We start from the raw sequence: 13,879 nt of genomic DNA on the forward strand, positions 1-13,879 counted from the left end.
GAGAGGGGACGGCCAGGGCCTACCTGCGGCGCGCCCGCCACGCCAGGTAGAGCGCGGAGGCGACGCCCGCGACCCGGGCCAGCCACGGCCACATGTCCTGGAACACCCCGGACATCTGGTCTCCGGCCAACGCGTCGCCCCACCGGCCGTCGCCGCGGCCCCACAGCCACACCACCGCCCCGGCGAAGACCGCGCCGGGCACGCCGAACACCACCGCCTTGCGCTCGGTCGGCCCCAGCACCCGCGAGACGTACGCGAGGAGCCAGCCGCCCACGAGGAGCAGCCAGTGGCCGGTGACCGCGCCGACGACGAGCACCACGGCCGCCAGCAGCAGGAAGGCGTGCGGTTTGGGACGGGCCACGGCGACGACCTCGGCGGCCGGGGCCGGTTCGGCCGCCGCCGCCTTCCGCTTCCGCCGGCGTTCGCGCAGGAAGCTCACGAGGGTCCTCGTACGGGACTCGGGCGGTCCGGGCGGCTGCTCGGGCTGCCGCGCGCCGCCGGCCGGGCCCTCGTCCTCCTCCGGGTCCTTGAAGAGGTCCGGGATCTCGATCCCGCCCGCGAAGCCCTCGACCTGCGGCCCCCCGAACCCGCCCGGTCCGCCCGGGGACAGCCGCCACCAGTCGGGCTCGGCGTCGGCCCCGTCGCCGAGCTCGTCGAGCCCGGCCAGGTGCGGCGGCACGTTCTCGGCGGGGCGCGGCTGCGGGGCGGGTTTGCGGCGCAGGCCCGTGCGCTGCGTCGGCACGGCGGGCGCCGGATCGGGGGCGGGGTCGGGGCGCGCGGGGGCGGCGGAGGACGCGGACGCCGGCCGGCTCAGGGTGCCCAGCGTGTCCAGCACCTCCTCCGGCGTGCCGATCCGCTCCAGGATGCGCCGTACCGCCGCCGGGGTCTCCGGTTCGTACTTGGCGCGCCGACGGTCGATCTCGTCCCGCAACCCCGACACCAGCCGCATCCGGTCACCCGACGGCAGCTGTCGCCGCTGCGCCAAGTCCCCGACCCTGCTGAGGTATTCGTAGACCAGTTGGTCGCTCTCGATGCCCACGCCCCGGCTCCTCCCGTCCCGTCTGTCCCGACGGTAGCGCGTGCGCCCGTGGAGCCGGCGCGGGCACAGCGGATACCGTTGACCGGATGGGGACCGGCCGACGACCGGCCGACGTGACCAGGAGGCGACAGGTGCCCGAGCCAAGCAACGCCGCGGGAGCCGCCGAAACCTCGGCGAGCGCCCCGCGCTCCCTCGCCGAGGCGCTGCGCGCCCGCGACGACGTGGCGCTCGCCGCGCTGCTGCACGCCCGCCCGGACCTGCTGAACCCGGTGCCGGGCGACGTGACCCAGTTGGCCACCCGAGCCGGCACCCGGGCGTCGGTGGTGCGCGCCCTGGACCGCCTGGACCGGTTCGCCCTCCAGACGGCGGAGGCCCTCGCGGTCGCCCCGGACCCCTGCCCGTACCCGGTGCTGGAGGCGCTGCTGACCGGCGACACCGGGACCGCCTCCGCCGAGGACAACGGGGCCCGTGCCGCCCTCCCCCGAGCCCTGGGCACCCTGCGCGACCAGGCCCTGGTGTGGGGGGACCACGAGCGGCTGCGGTTGGTGCGCACCGCCCGGGAACTGCTCGCCCCGGCCGCCGGGAGACCGTCCCCGACCGGGCTGGGCCCGACGGTCGCCGAGGCCACCGCGGGGATGTCACCGACCCGGGTGCAGGAGATCGTGGCGGCGGCCGGGCTGCCCGCCACCCACGACCCGGTGTCGGCGGTGACCGCGCTGACCGGGCTGTTCACCGACCCGGAACGGATGTCGGCGCTGCTCGACGAGGCGCCGGCGGAGGCGCACCAGGTGCTGGGGCGGCTCGTGTGGGGGCCGCCGTACGGGGAGGTGACCCCGGATCCGACGCCGCCGGTGCGGTGGCTGCGCGACCGGGGTCTGCTGCTGCCCTCCTCGGCCCGGACGGTGGTCCTGCCCCGCGAGGTGGCGCTGTACCTGCGGGGCGGGCTCGCGCACCGCGTGACGGAGCCGCTCGCGCCCGCCGTGCCCGCGCACCGCGAGCACCGTCCACAGCTTGTGGACGCGAACGCGGCGGGGCAGGCGCTCGCCGCGCTGTCGACCGTCGAGGAACTGGTGAAGTCCTGGGAGCACGCCGGTCCGGCGGTGCTGCGGGCCGGCGGACTGTCCGTACGGGACCTCAAGCGGACGGCGTCGACCCTGGACACCACCGAGGCATCGGCGGCGTTCTGGATCGAACTCGCTTATGCGGCGGGCCTGTTGGCAAGTGACGGCGAGGCCGACGAGCGGTACGCGCCCACCCCCGCCTTCGACGACTGGTGCGAACTCCCGCCCGCGGAACGCTGGTCGACGCTCGCACGGGCCTGGCTGCCCGCGACCCGCACCAACGCCCTCGTCGGCGAACAGGACGGCAAGGGCCGCACCCTGGCGGTGCTCGGCCCGGACCTCGACCGGTCCGCCGCCCCGGAGGTCCGCCGCCGGGTCCTCGACCTGCTCGCCGAACTGCCCGAGGGCGGTTCCGCCGACCCGGACACCCTGCTCGCCCGGCTCGCCTGGGAACGCCCGGTGCGCGGCACGAGCGATCTGCGCGCCCGCCTCGCGCACTGGACGCTGACCGAGGCCGAGGTCCTCGGCGTCACCGGCCGCGGTGCGCTGGCCGCCTTCGGCCGGGCCCTGCTGGAACACCGCGACCCGGCGCCGCTGCTCGCCCCACTGCTGCCCGAGCCGGTGGACCACGTCCTGCTCCAGGCCGACCTGACGGCGGTGGCCCCCGGGCCGCTGCGGCGCGGGATCGGCGACGTCCTGGCCACGCTGGCCGACGTGGAGTCCAAGGGCGGGGCGACGGTGTACCGGTTCACCCCGGGCTCGGTACGCAGGGCCCTGGACTCCGGGCACACCGCCGTCGACCTGCACGCCTTCCTCGCCGAGCACAGCCGCACCCCGGTCCCGCAGCCGCTGGCGTACCTGATCGACGACGTGGCGCGGCGGCACGGGCACCTGCGCGTGGGCGCCGCCTCCTCGTACGTGCGCTGCGACGACGACGCCATGCTGGGCGAGATCCTCGCCGACAAGCGCTCCGCCGGACTGGGGCTGCGCCGACTCGCGCCGACGGTGCTGGCCGCTCAAGCCGACCCGACGGTGCTGCTCGACGGGTTGCGGGCGATGGGCTACGCCCCGGCCGCCGAGTCCCGTACCGGCGACGTGCTCGTCGCCCGGGCCGACGCGCACCGCACCCCGGCGCGTTCGGCGCCGACCCCGGTGCCGGACGGGCCGCCGGTCCCGGACGCGACCCTGCTCGGGGCGGCCGTACGGGCCATCCGCGCGGGCGACCTGGCGGCGACGGCGGTCCGCAAGGAACCCGCGCCGGCCGCCGGCCTCCCCGGCGCCCCGGGCGAACTCCCGCGCACGAGCGCGGCGGAGACCCTGGCGACGGTGCAGGCGGCCGCGCTGACGGGGTCCGCGGTGTGGATCGGGTACGTCAACGCGGAGGGCGCGGCGAGCCAACGCGTCATCGCCCCGGTGCGGGTGGAGGGCGGCTTCGTCACCGGCTACGACCACACGGCCGACGAGGTGCGCACGTACGCGCTGCACCGGATCACGGGTGTCGCGGAACTGGCGGAGGACCAGGTCTAGAGGCGGGGACCCGGTCCGGAAACGGGGGCCCCTCTCTGGAGGCGGGGGGTCAGGTCTGGAGGCGGGGGATCCCGGCTCCGGCCGCTCCGGCCGCTCCGGCCGCTCCGGCGTGATCCACCGGTGACCAGCGCAGCCCCCGCACCCCTTCCCGCCTCCCGTCACATCCTGTTCGACGTGGACGGCACGCTGATCGACGCCGTCGCCAACCAGCGCCGGGTCTGGGAGACCTGGGCCGCGCGGTACGGTCCGGACGCCGACGAGGTCCACGCGGTGGCCCTGCGGACCCGCCCGATGGATACCTTCGCGGCCGTCGCCCCCGACCACGACCCGCACGCGTGCCTGGCCGCGCTGCACGAGTTGGAGGACGAGGACGTCCGGTCCGGCGTCTACGCGGCTTTCGACGGCGCGGCCGAACTGTTGACCGCCCTGCCCCCGGCCGCCCCCGGCCCGCCCCCCGGCCACCCCCGCCCGGTTCGGAGCCCGCGGTGCCGGGCGGGTTCGCGGGTCACGTCCCGGGCCGTCGGCCCCAGAACCACCCCGTCCGCGGGGCGATGCGGCAGACTGGAGGTTTGGCCGTCCGCGTTCGGGCGGTCGCCGCCACCGGAAGGGACCTCTGTGAACGGGCCTCTCATCGTCCAGAGCGACAAGACACTCCTTCTCGAGGTCGACCACGAGCTCGCCGGCGCCGCGCGCCGGGCCATCGCCCCGTTCGCCGAGCTGGAGCGGGCCCCCGAGCACATCCACACCTACCGGATCACGCCGCTCGGACTGTGGAACGCCCGCGCCGCGGGACACGACGCCGAGCAGGTCGTCGACGCCCTCGTGGAGTTCTCCCGCTACCCCGTCCCGCACGCCCTGCTCGTCGACGTCGCCGAGACCATGGCCCGCTACGGCCGACTCACCCTCTCCAAGCACCCCGTCCACGGTCTGGTCCTGACCAGCACCGACCGGCCCGTGTTGGAGGAGATCCTGCGGTCCAAGCGGATCATCCCGCTCGTCGGCGCCCGGCTCGACCCCGACACCGTGGCCGTACACCCCTCCGAGCGCGGGCAGATCAAGCAGACCCTGCTCAAGCTGGGATGGCCGGCCGAGGACCTCGCCGGGTACGTCGACGGCGAGGCGCACCAGATCGACCTGGTCGAGGACGGCTGGGCACTGCGCCCGTACCAGCAGCAGGCCGTCGAGGGCTTCTGGCACGGCGGCTCCGGCGTGGTCGTGCTGCCCTGTGGCGCCGGCAAGACGCTGGTCGGCGCGGGCGCCATGGCGATGGCCAAGGCGACCACGCTGATCCTGGTCACGAACACCGTCTCCGCCCGCCAGTGGAAGCACGAGCTGATCAAGCGGACGTCCCTGACGGAGGAGGAGATCGGCGAGTACTCCGGCACCCGCAAGGAGATCCGCCCCGTCACGATCGCCACCTACCAGGTGCTGACGACGAAGCGGAAGGGCGTCTACCCGCACCTGGAGCTCTTCGACTCCCGGGACTGGGGCCTGATCCTCTACGACGAGGTGCACCTGCTGCCCGCGCCGGTCTTCAAGTTCACCGCCGACCTCCAGGCCCGCCGTCGCCTCGGACTGACGGCGACGCTGGTGCGCGAGGACGGGCGCGAGTCGGACGTGTTCTCGCTGATCGGGCCCAAGCGGTTCGACGCCCCCTGGAAGGAGATCGAGGCGCAGGGCTACATCGCCCCGGCGGACTGCGTCGAGGTGCGCGTCAACCTCACCGACTCCGAGCGGCTCGCCTACGCCACCGCCGAGACGGAGGAGAAGTACCGCTTCTGCGCGACGACGGCGACGAAGCGGAAGGTCACCGAGGCGTTGGTGCGCAAGCACCAGGGCGAGCAGACGCTGGTCATCGGGCAGTACATCGACCAGCTCGACGAACTCGGCGAGCACCTGGACGCGCCCGTCATCAAGGGCGAGACCTCCAACGCCCAGCGCGAGAAGCTCTTCAACGCCTTCCGCGAGGGCGAGATCAGCGTCCTTGTCGTCTCCAAGGTCGCGAACTTCTCCATCGACCTGCCCGAGGCGACGGTCGCCATCCAGGTGTCCGGCACCTTCGGCTCCCGGCAGGAGGAGGCACAGCGCCTCGGCCGCGTGCTGCGCCCGAAGGCGGACGGCCACGAGGCGCGCTTCTACTCGGTCGTCGCCCGCGACACGATCGACCAGGACTTCGCCGCACACCGCCAGCGCTTCCTGGCCGAACAGGGCTACGCGTACCGGATCATGGACGCCGACGAGCTCCTGACCAACGACTGAGGGGGGTCGGGGCGGGGCACTACGCTGGAAGTGACCCGCCCGGGCAAGGAGAGACGCATGGCGCACCAGGAGATCTACGAAGTCCTCTTCACGGAGTCGGCGGGCCGCGATCGGGACCGGCTGGACCCGCCGCGCCGGGCGTCCTTCGACAAGGCCCTCGACATACTGGCGCGTGACCCTTACACGGAGTTGTCCCGGCCGATAGGCGCCGGCGAACAGGATCGTGAGATCCGGCTGACGTCACAGATCGTGGCGGAGTACATGGTGTCGCGCGGGCGTCTGCTGCTCGTGGTGCTGCGGGTCTTCGACGACGCGGACATCCTCCTCCCCGAAGGCTGATCTCGGGGAGGGCACCCCGTCCCGGGCCTCGCCCGACGCCTCGCCCGACGCCTCGCCCGACGCCTCTTCCGGCACCTCACCCGGGACCTCGTCCAGCCCCTTGCCCGAGACCTCGTCCGAAACCTCGTCCGATGTCCCTCCCGGGGTCTCACCCGCGACAGGTACGGCGACCGGTGCAGCGATCGGTGCAGCGACCGGTACGGCCGCCGGCGGTGCGGTGTGCTCCGGGCGGTCGTGGGCCCGGGGACGGCCGACGCGGCGGACGCGGTGCTCGCGGTGGGCCCGGCGGACCGTACGCGCGAGGTACGCCAGCAGCGGGACGCACCACACCCACAGGGGCGGCCAGTCCGGCAGCAGGGCCAGGCCCGTCGCGGGAAGGTGGCGGCTCCAGAACTCCGCGGAGGCCTGCGGGAACACGAGCAGGCCCAGCAGGGCGGTACCGGCGAACGCGGCCAGGGCCGTCAGGCCGGTCCGGACACGGCCCGCCAGCAGCAGGTACGCGATGAGGACCGCCGGGGTCAGGGTGATCCCCGCGGCGGTGCCCAACGCGAATCCCCGGCCCAGCGCGGCCGGGGGCCGGCTCAGGTCCCAGACGGCGAGACAGGCCAGCGCCAGGTTGATCTGTCCGGGCAGCGGGGCCTGGAACAGCGGCTCCAGCCACAGCCCGGCGATGGTCGCGGCCAACACCGGACCCGGCCGTGCGCGCAGCCCCGCGAGGCGGCACGACAGCAGGATCAGCACGGCGAGGAGCCCGGCGCTGCCGAGGAGGAGCACGGCTCTCAGCACACCGGTCGGCAGCCAGGCGGCCGGCGTGAACAGGATCGCCGCGAACGGCGGATAGGCGGCCGGCGGATGCCACTCGGCGGCGGAGAAACCGCGTGCGAGCGCGTCGGCCACGGGGACGCGCAAGGCGATGCAGAGCACTCCCAGCGCGAGCAGCGAGCCCGTCACCAGCACGCCGGAGAGGAACGACGGCAAGCGGTCGGGGGCGGGACTCCGGGTCACGAAGCGTGACCCTAGTGGATCAGCGGTGGGCCGCAGTCGGATCAGGCCACGGCCCCGGTGCGGGCGAGCCGTCGGAACCGGGCCGAGGGGACGGGGTACGCGGACGCGCCGGCGAGGCGCGGCGTCCTCGTCAGCGGCGTATGACGCCCGCGTCCTCGGCGTACTCGCCCAGGACGACGACGCTCACCGCGGTGGCGGCGAAGACCTTGGCGGCGCGCAGGAGGCTGCCGAGGCCGAGGCGCGGACGGGAATCGGAAGTGGCGGTGGCCCCGCTGGGGAGGCCGCCCCGGATCGGTGTGAAGGTTGCGGTGCTCATATATCCATGATGCGTTTTCGCCCGGGATGTCACATCGGCCGCAGGACGGAAACATCAGGGATTCCGGGTCCTCCTCAAGGCGCAGGTCACCCCCGAGTCCCCCTACCCGAGGTCTGACACACCCGGGTATGACACCCGGACGGGCGTCCCGCCGGGGGGAACCTGCGCCCCGCGAAACCCGTTCGCGCACCACCCCGACCATGACTAGAATCTCCGCTCTTGCCGCCTCCCGCCGCACCGGGGAGAGCCGCCCGCCGCACGGAAACCGGCGGGCATCTGTCCGTTCCGATCGCCGCAGATGATCAGTAGCTGGAGGCAGTCCCGTGCCCGCGCACGCCCCCGAACCCGCCACCGTCACCGCCCCCGGCGGGGCCCCCGTCGAAACCGACCCCGCGCACCCCCTCGCCCGCGAACAGGCGCACCTCGCCGCCTCCCGCTCCGCGCTCCGCGCGATGCGCGAGGACGTGGAGTCCCTCGACATCCGCGACGTCACCGCGAACTGGGTCAACGCGATCGTCCTCCAGGCCCAGATCGACGACCGCGTCAAAGCCCTCGCCGACCTCGCGCACACCCCGCTCTTCTTCGGCCGCCTCGACTACCTGCACGCGCCGGGCGCCGAACTCGCCGAGGGCGCGGAGGGGGAGCAGTTCTACATCGGCCGCCGGCACGTCCACGACGCCGACGGCGACCCGATGGTGATCGACTGGCGCGCGCCCGTCTCCCAGCCGTTCTACCGGGCCTCCAAGACCGACCCGCAGGACATCGCGCTGCGCCGCCGCTTCGGTTACACCGGCGGTTCGCTGACCGCGTACGAGGACGAGCACCTCTCCGACCCGGCCGAGGCGGCCTCCGTCAGCAGGCTGCTCCAGCAGGAGATCGAGCGGCCGCGCGTGGGCCCCATGCGGGACATCGTCGCCACGATCCAGCCCGAGCAGGACGAGATCGTCCGCTCCGGCCTGTCCGGTTCCGTGTGCGTGCAGGGGGGTCCCGGCACCGGGAAGACGGCCGTCGGCCTGCACCGCGTCGCGTACCTCCTGTACGCGCACCGCGACCGGCTCGCCCGCACCGGCACGCTCGTCATCGGCCCGAACCGGTCCTTCCTGCACTACATCGAGCAGGTGCTGCCGGCCCTGGGCGAGCTGGAGGTCAAGCAGGGCACGGTCGACGACCTCGTCTCGCGGGACGGCCTGGAGGTGCGCGGCACCGACGGCGCGGCCACCGCCGTGGTCAAGGGCGACGCCCGCATGGCGTCGGTGCTGCGCAACGCGGTCCACTCCCACGTCAGCCACCCCGAGGAACCTCTGATGGTGGTCCGCGGCTCGCGCCGGTGGCGGGTGCCCGCGTACGAGCTGACGGAGATCGTCGAGGAGCTCCAGAAGCGGGAGATCCGCTACGGCGCCGCCCGCGAGGCGCTGCCGCAGCGGATCGCGCACGCGATCCTCGTACGGATGGAACAGGCGGGCGAGGCCCCCGACGACCGGGTGCAGGACGCGGTGGCCCGGAACGCGGCCGTCAAGGCGGCGGTGAAGGCGATCTGGCCGCTGGTCGAGCCGGCGAAACTGGTGCTGCGGCTGCTGTCCGACCCGAAGTTCCTGGCGGAGCACGCCGCCGGGATCCTGTCGGACGACGAGCAGGAACTGCTGCTGTGGTCGAAGCCGTACCGGAGCGCGAAGTCGGCGAAGTGGTCGGCGGCCGACCTGGTCCTGATCGACGAGGCGGCCGACCTGGTGGAGCGCACGCACTCGCTCGGCCACGTCGTGCTCGACGAGGCCCAGGACCTGTCCCCGATGCAGTACCGGGCGGTCGGACGGCGCTGCACGACGGGCTCCGCGACCGTGCTCGGCGACCTCGCGCAGGGCACCACCCCGTGGGCCACGCGCAGTTGGGACGAGGCGCTGACCCACCTGGGCAAGCCGGAGGCGGTGCTGGAGGAGCTGACGGCGGGCTTCCGCGTGCCGCGCGAGGTGATCGCGTACGCCTCGCGGCTGCTGCCGGCGATCTCCCCCGGCCTGGCCCCCGTCTCCTCCGTCCGCGAGACCCCCGGCTCCCTGCTGATCGAGGAGACCGCCGACCCCGCCGACCTCACGGCCGCGGTCCTCGACGCCTGCCGCGCCTCCTTCGCGCACGAGGGATCCATCGGACTGATCGCGGCGGACGCCCGTGTCCCGGAACTCGCGGAGGCCCTGCGGGCGGCGGGCATGCCGTACCTGGACCCCGGTGAGGAGACGACGGCGCAGTCCCGGTTGACGCTGGTGCCCGCGTCGCTGGCGAAGGGCCTGGAGTACGACTACGTGGTCCTGGACGAGCCGGGGGCCGTCGTCTCCGGCGAACCGGACGAGCGGACGGGGCTGCGGCGGCTGTACGTGTGCCTGACCCGCGCGGTTTCCGGACTCCGGGTCATCCACACGACCGGCGCCCTCCCGGAGGCCCTGACCGGGCCGTGACCGGCCCTCCCGGGGTTGCGGGGGCCTCGGAGCGCGGGACCCGGAACGCGGGCCTCGGAGCGCGGGACCCGGAACGCGGGCCTCGGAGCGCGGGACCCGGGACGCGGGACCCGGGACCCGGGACCCGGGACCCGGGACCCGGGACCCGGGACCCGGGACGCGGGACGCGGGACGCGGGACCCGGGGCCGCGGGTGCGACGTGCGGACCGGGGCGCGTACCGATGACCCGCCCCCGCTGCCCCGCCACCCCCGGCGGCCCGGGTCGCCGGCGGTCAGCCCAGCGCCGTGCGCCACTGCGCGACCGCCGCCGGGGACACCGGCCGGTCCCACCCGGAGGGACGGGCCGCGCCACCGATGTGGAAGGCGTCGACGCCCGCTTCGCGGAGCACCGGGAGGTGGGCCAGGGTGAGGCCGCCGCCGACCAGGATCCGCGCCCCGTAGCCCGGCTCGCCACCGCGCGCGGCCTCCGCCAGCAGGGTCGGCAGGCCCGCGTCCACGCCCGTCGCCGAGCCCGCGGTGAGGTAGGTGTCCAGGCCCGGCAGGTCGGCGAGCGCCTTGCGCAGGTGGTCGCGGTCGGCCGCCCGGTCGATGGCCCGGTGGAAGGTCCACGGGCAGCCGTCCAGCTCCGCGACGACCGCTTCCACGGCGGTGAGGTCGGGGCTGCCGTCCGGGTTCAGGAAGCCGAGGACGAACTCCCGCGCCCCTTCGGCCCGCAGCGCCCGCGCCTGCTCGACGAGGAGGTCGAGCGGTCCGGCCGCGAAACCGTCCGTGCGGCGGATCATCACGCGCAGCGGGATGTCGACCGCCGCCCGGATCGCCGCGAAGGTCTCGCGCGGCGGCGTGAGACCGTCGGCGGCCATGTCGGTGACCAGCTCCAGTCGGTCCGCCCCACCGGCCTGGGCGGCGATCGCGTCCTCCGCGTCGAGGGCGATCACCTCCAGGAGCGCACGGTTGCTCATTCGATTCCATCCATCCTTCGGAAAACTGCCCGTATGTGACCGGTATGCGACCCGTACGGAAATAGGTCTAGTCCAATATCCAGGGTACGGGCCTCGGCCCGCGCTCCACCAGCACAATCACGCCACCCGCACAATGTGCCCATGACCCCTGACCCGGCGCACGACACCGCGCCGCTCGACACCGCCCCGCTGCGCGCCCGCTGGCAGGCCACCGTCACCGCCGCCGGAGCGGCGCCCGACACGGACCCCGCCCCGTACGCGAAACGCCTCCTCGCGGCCTGGGCGGAGCCGCAGCGGCGCTACCACACCACCGCGCACCTGACGGACGTCCTCGGGCGGATCGACGTCCTCGCGCCGCACGCGCGCGACCTCGCCGCCGTGGAGCTCGCGGCGTGGTTCCACGACGCCGTCTACCGCCCGGACCGCTCCGAGAACGAGGAGCGCAGCGCGGTCCTCGCCGAGCGCGCCCTGCCCGAGCTGGGCATCGACGCCGACCGCACCGCCTCCGTCGCCCGCCTGGTCCGGCTCACCGTCACCCACGACCCGGCCCCCGGGGACGCCGACGGCGAGGTCCTCTGTGACGCCGACCTCGCCGTCCTCGCCGGGGAGCCCGACGCGTACGCCGCGTACGTCGCCGCCGTGCGCGCCGAGTACGGCTTCGTGCCGGACGACACCTTCCGCGAGGGCCGGGCCGCCGTCCTGCGCCAGTTGCTGGGCCTGCCCCGGCTCTTCCGCACCCCGTACGGCGCCGCGCACTGGGAGGCGCCGGCCCGCCGCAACCTGGCCGCCGAGCTGGCCACCCTCACCGACCTCGGCGACCCGGGCTGAGGGGGCGGGCGGAGGCCGGCGGGGCGGCCGGGGAATGCGAGCACGTTCGCGATGGTTTGTGACTGTCATGCCCGCAGACCCCACACGATCCCGCATGCCCGTCGCCGTCTACGTGCTCGGCCTGTCCGTCTTCGCCCTCGGGACCAGCGAATTCATGCTCTCCGGGCTCCTGCCACCCATCGCCGAGGACATGGGCGTCAGCATCCCGCAGGCGGGCCTGCTCATATCCGCCTTCGCGATCGGCATGGTCGTCGGGGCGCCGCTGCTGGCCGTCGCCACACTGCGGTTGCCGCGCCGCACCACCCTCGTCTCCCTGATCTCCCTCTTCGGACTCGGGCAGGTCGCGGGCGCGCTGGCCCCCTCGTACGAGCTCCTCTTCGCCTCCCGCGTGGTCTCCGCCCTCGCCTGCGCCGGCTTCTGGGCCGTCGGCGCGGCCGTCGCCATCGCCATGGTCGACAAGGACCAGCGGGCCCGCGCCATGGCCGTCATGATCGGCGGCCTGTCCATCGCCAACGTCCTCGGCGTGCCCGCCGGCGCCTTCCTCGGGGAGCACCTGGGCTGGCGCTCCGCGTTCTGGTCGGTCGGCGCGGCCTCCGCCGTCGCCCTCGTCGGCATCCTGACGCTGATCCCGAAGATCCCGCTGCCCGCCGAGAAGCCGCGGATCAAGAGCGAGCTGCGGATCTACCGGGACCGCCAGGTGTGGCTGTCCATCGGCATGACCGCCCTCGCCGCCGGCGGCGTCTTCTGCGCGTTCAGCTATCTGTCTCCGCTGCTCACGGACGTGGCCGGGCTGGATTCCGGGTGGGTGCCGTGGATCCTGGGCCTCTTCGGGGTGGGCGCGCTGATCGGCACCACCATCGGCGGGCGGGTCGCCGACGCGCACCTGTTCGGCGTGCTGATCTGGGGCATCACCGCCTCCACGGTCTTCCTCACGGCCCTGGCCCTGCTGGCCTCCGTGCAGGTGGCGGCGATCGGGCTGTCGTTCCTGCTCGGCGTGTCGGCGTTCTTCACGGCCCCGGCCCTGAACGCCCGCATGTTCAACATCGCGGGCGCCGCCCCCACCCTGGCGGGCGCCACCACCACCGCCGCGTTCAACCTCGGCAACACCGGTGGCCCCTGGCTCGGCGGCACCGTCATAGACGCCGGCATGGGCTTCTCCGCCACGGCCTGGGCGGGCGCGGCGATGACGGTCACCGCGATCGGCCTGGCCGTGGCCGCGCTGCGGCTGGACCGGCGCGACGGCGGGGGCAGGACGGTCCGCAGGTACCGGGTCGTCGCGTCCGCCTCCGGCGGCGTCCCCGAACCGCAGCCGGCCCGGACCCACTGACGCCGCCCGGTCGCGGACAGCGAGACGGCCTGCGCCCACGAGGGGCGGAGGCCGTCTCACGCTCTTTCCGGGGGCCGCTTCCGCCACCCGCCCGACCTACGCCGGGCGTCCCTTCGGGCGGCGCAGGCCCGCCGCCGTCAGCCGGCGGACGAGTTCCTTGCCGCCGATCTCCACCGCGCCCGCCCCGACCGCGTCCGCGTACCGGTACGAGGGCACGTCGTAGTGGTCCCGCTCGAAGGCCCTCGGCGGGCAGCCGATCGCCGCCGCGAAGGCGTGGAGCTCCTCGTACGAGACGTCACTGACCAGGTGCGACCACATCCGGCCGTGCCCCGGCCAGGTCGGCGGATCGATGTACACCGTCACCGGCGGCTCACCGCCGGCCGAATACGGGGGCGAGCCCGCCGACGGCCGCCACGCGGACGCCCGCCTCGGAGCACACCCAGTGCGGGTCGGGCCCGAGTTCCGGTTCCACGTCCAGCGCGTGCGGCTCGCCGTGCGCGCAGACGGGACACAGGGGCCAGCGGCCGTACTTCTCCAACAGCGCGTCCTGGACGTCCTGGGCGACGAGGCCGGCGAGGAAGTCGACGCCCTCGGGCCACTGCTCCACCCACCAGCGCCGGTGCGTGACGGCGTCCTCCACGAGGGAGACGACATCGGCCTCGGCGACGTCGCCCGCGACGAGATCGGTCAGTACGAGGGCACGGGCGGCGTGCAGCGCCTGCTCCAGGGGGGTCGCGTGGTCCATGCGCCCATTGTGAACCCGAGGCGGTCCCGG

Annotated in this window: 12 protein-coding genes; 6 read left to right on the forward strand and 6 right to left on the reverse strand. The window is 74.6% G+C overall.

The genetic code is table 11. The features are described 5' to 3' along the window. Positions 1 to 19: 19 nt before the first annotated feature. Positions 20 to 1,039: a hypothetical protein gene (locus ACFYW3_RS30080; RefSeq protein ID WP_389387924.1), complete on the reverse strand. Its 1,020-nt coding sequence runs from the start codon at positions 1,037 to 1,039 to the stop codon at positions 20 to 22. Between the two features lie 86 nt (positions 1,040 to 1,125). Here ACFYW3_RS30080 and ACFYW3_RS30085 point away from each other — a divergent pair, with 86 nt between their 5' ends. The 3 genes from ACFYW3_RS30085 (at position 1,126) to ACFYW3_RS30095 (ending at position 6,225) form a co-directional block, all read left to right on the forward strand. Next, positions 1,126 to 3,627, forward strand: a complete 2,502-nt coding sequence (locus ACFYW3_RS30085; RefSeq protein ID WP_351750260.1) for a helicase C-terminal domain-containing protein — start codon at positions 1,126 to 1,128, stop codon at positions 3,625 to 3,627. 615 nt (positions 3,628 to 4,242) lie between these two features. Further along, complete coding sequence (locus ACFYW3_RS30090) at positions 4,243 to 5,886, forward strand: DNA repair helicase XPB (RefSeq protein ID WP_053681094.1); 1,644 nt, start codon at positions 4,243 to 4,245, stop codon at positions 5,884 to 5,886. A 57-nt stretch (positions 5,887 to 5,943) separates the two neighbouring features. After that, positions 5,944 to 6,225: a type II toxin-antitoxin system RelE/ParE family toxin gene (locus ACFYW3_RS30095; protein ID WP_053681095.1), complete on the forward strand. Its 282-nt coding sequence runs from the start codon at positions 5,944 to 5,946 to the stop codon at positions 6,223 to 6,225. Here the strand turns inward: ACFYW3_RS30095 and ACFYW3_RS30100 are convergent. Together ACFYW3_RS30100 and ACFYW3_RS30105 are read right to left on the reverse strand one after the other, a co-directional pair. Then, positions 6,127 to 7,230: a glycosyltransferase family 87 protein gene (locus tag ACFYW3_RS30100; protein WP_389387925.1), complete on the reverse strand. Its 1,104-nt coding sequence runs from the start codon at positions 7,228 to 7,230 to the stop codon at positions 6,127 to 6,129. The genes ACFYW3_RS30095 and ACFYW3_RS30100 overlap by 99 nt on opposite strands. Positions 7,231 to 7,360: 130 nt before the next feature. Beyond that, a complete protein-coding gene (locus ACFYW3_RS30105) occupies positions 7,361 to 7,546 on the reverse strand; it encodes a hypothetical protein (RefSeq protein ID WP_351750258.1) in 186 nt (61 codons plus the stop codon). 323 nt (positions 7,547 to 7,869) lie between these two features. Between ACFYW3_RS30105 and ACFYW3_RS30110 the strand changes: the two genes are divergently transcribed. Next, positions 7,870 to 9,990 carry a HelD family protein gene (locus tag ACFYW3_RS30110; RefSeq protein WP_389387926.1) on the forward strand — a complete coding sequence of 707 codons (2,121 nt, stop codon included), beginning with the start codon at positions 7,870 to 7,872 and terminating at the stop codon, positions 9,988 to 9,990. A gap of 272 nt (positions 9,991 to 10,262) precedes the next feature. Here the strand turns inward: ACFYW3_RS30110 and ACFYW3_RS30115 are convergent, their stop codons facing one another. Next, positions 10,263 to 10,949 carry a copper homeostasis protein CutC gene (locus ACFYW3_RS30115; RefSeq protein WP_389387927.1) on the reverse strand — a complete coding sequence of 229 codons (687 nt, stop codon included), beginning with the start codon at positions 10,947 to 10,949 and terminating at the stop codon, positions 10,263 to 10,265. Between the two features lie 141 nt (positions 10,950 to 11,090). Between ACFYW3_RS30115 and ACFYW3_RS30120 the strand changes: the two genes are divergently transcribed. Both ACFYW3_RS30120 and ACFYW3_RS30125 read left to right on the forward strand, forming a co-directional pair. Next, on the forward strand, positions 11,091 to 11,777 hold the full coding sequence (locus ACFYW3_RS30120; protein ID WP_389387928.1) for a hypothetical protein: 687 nt from the start codon (positions 11,091 to 11,093) through the stop codon (positions 11,775 to 11,777). A 94-nt stretch (positions 11,778 to 11,871) separates the two neighbouring features. Beyond that, complete coding sequence (locus tag ACFYW3_RS30125) at positions 11,872 to 13,104, forward strand: Cmx/CmrA family chloramphenicol efflux MFS transporter (protein ID WP_389387971.1); 1,233 nt, start codon at positions 11,872 to 11,874, stop codon at positions 13,102 to 13,104. Positions 13,105 to 13,200: 96 nt separating this feature from the next. On the opposite strand, the gene ACFYW3_RS30130 is transcribed toward ACFYW3_RS30125, so the two are convergent. Beyond that, positions 13,201 to 13,467, reverse strand: a complete 267-nt coding sequence (locus ACFYW3_RS30130) for a DUF4031 domain-containing protein (RefSeq protein WP_351750255.1) — start codon at positions 13,465 to 13,467, stop codon at positions 13,201 to 13,203. A gap of 7 nt (positions 13,468 to 13,474) precedes the next feature. Then, positions 13,475 to 13,849 carry a hypothetical protein gene (locus tag ACFYW3_RS30135; RefSeq protein WP_351750254.1) on the reverse strand — a complete coding sequence of 125 codons (375 nt, stop codon included), beginning with the start codon at positions 13,847 to 13,849 and terminating at the stop codon, positions 13,475 to 13,477. Between the last annotated feature and the right edge of the window lie 30 nt (positions 13,850 to 13,879).

The sequence above is a fragment of the Streptomyces sp. NPDC002602 genome, from assembly GCF_042889445.1.
Classification (GTDB): Bacteria; Actinomycetota; Actinomycetes; order Streptomycetales; family Streptomycetaceae; genus Streptomyces.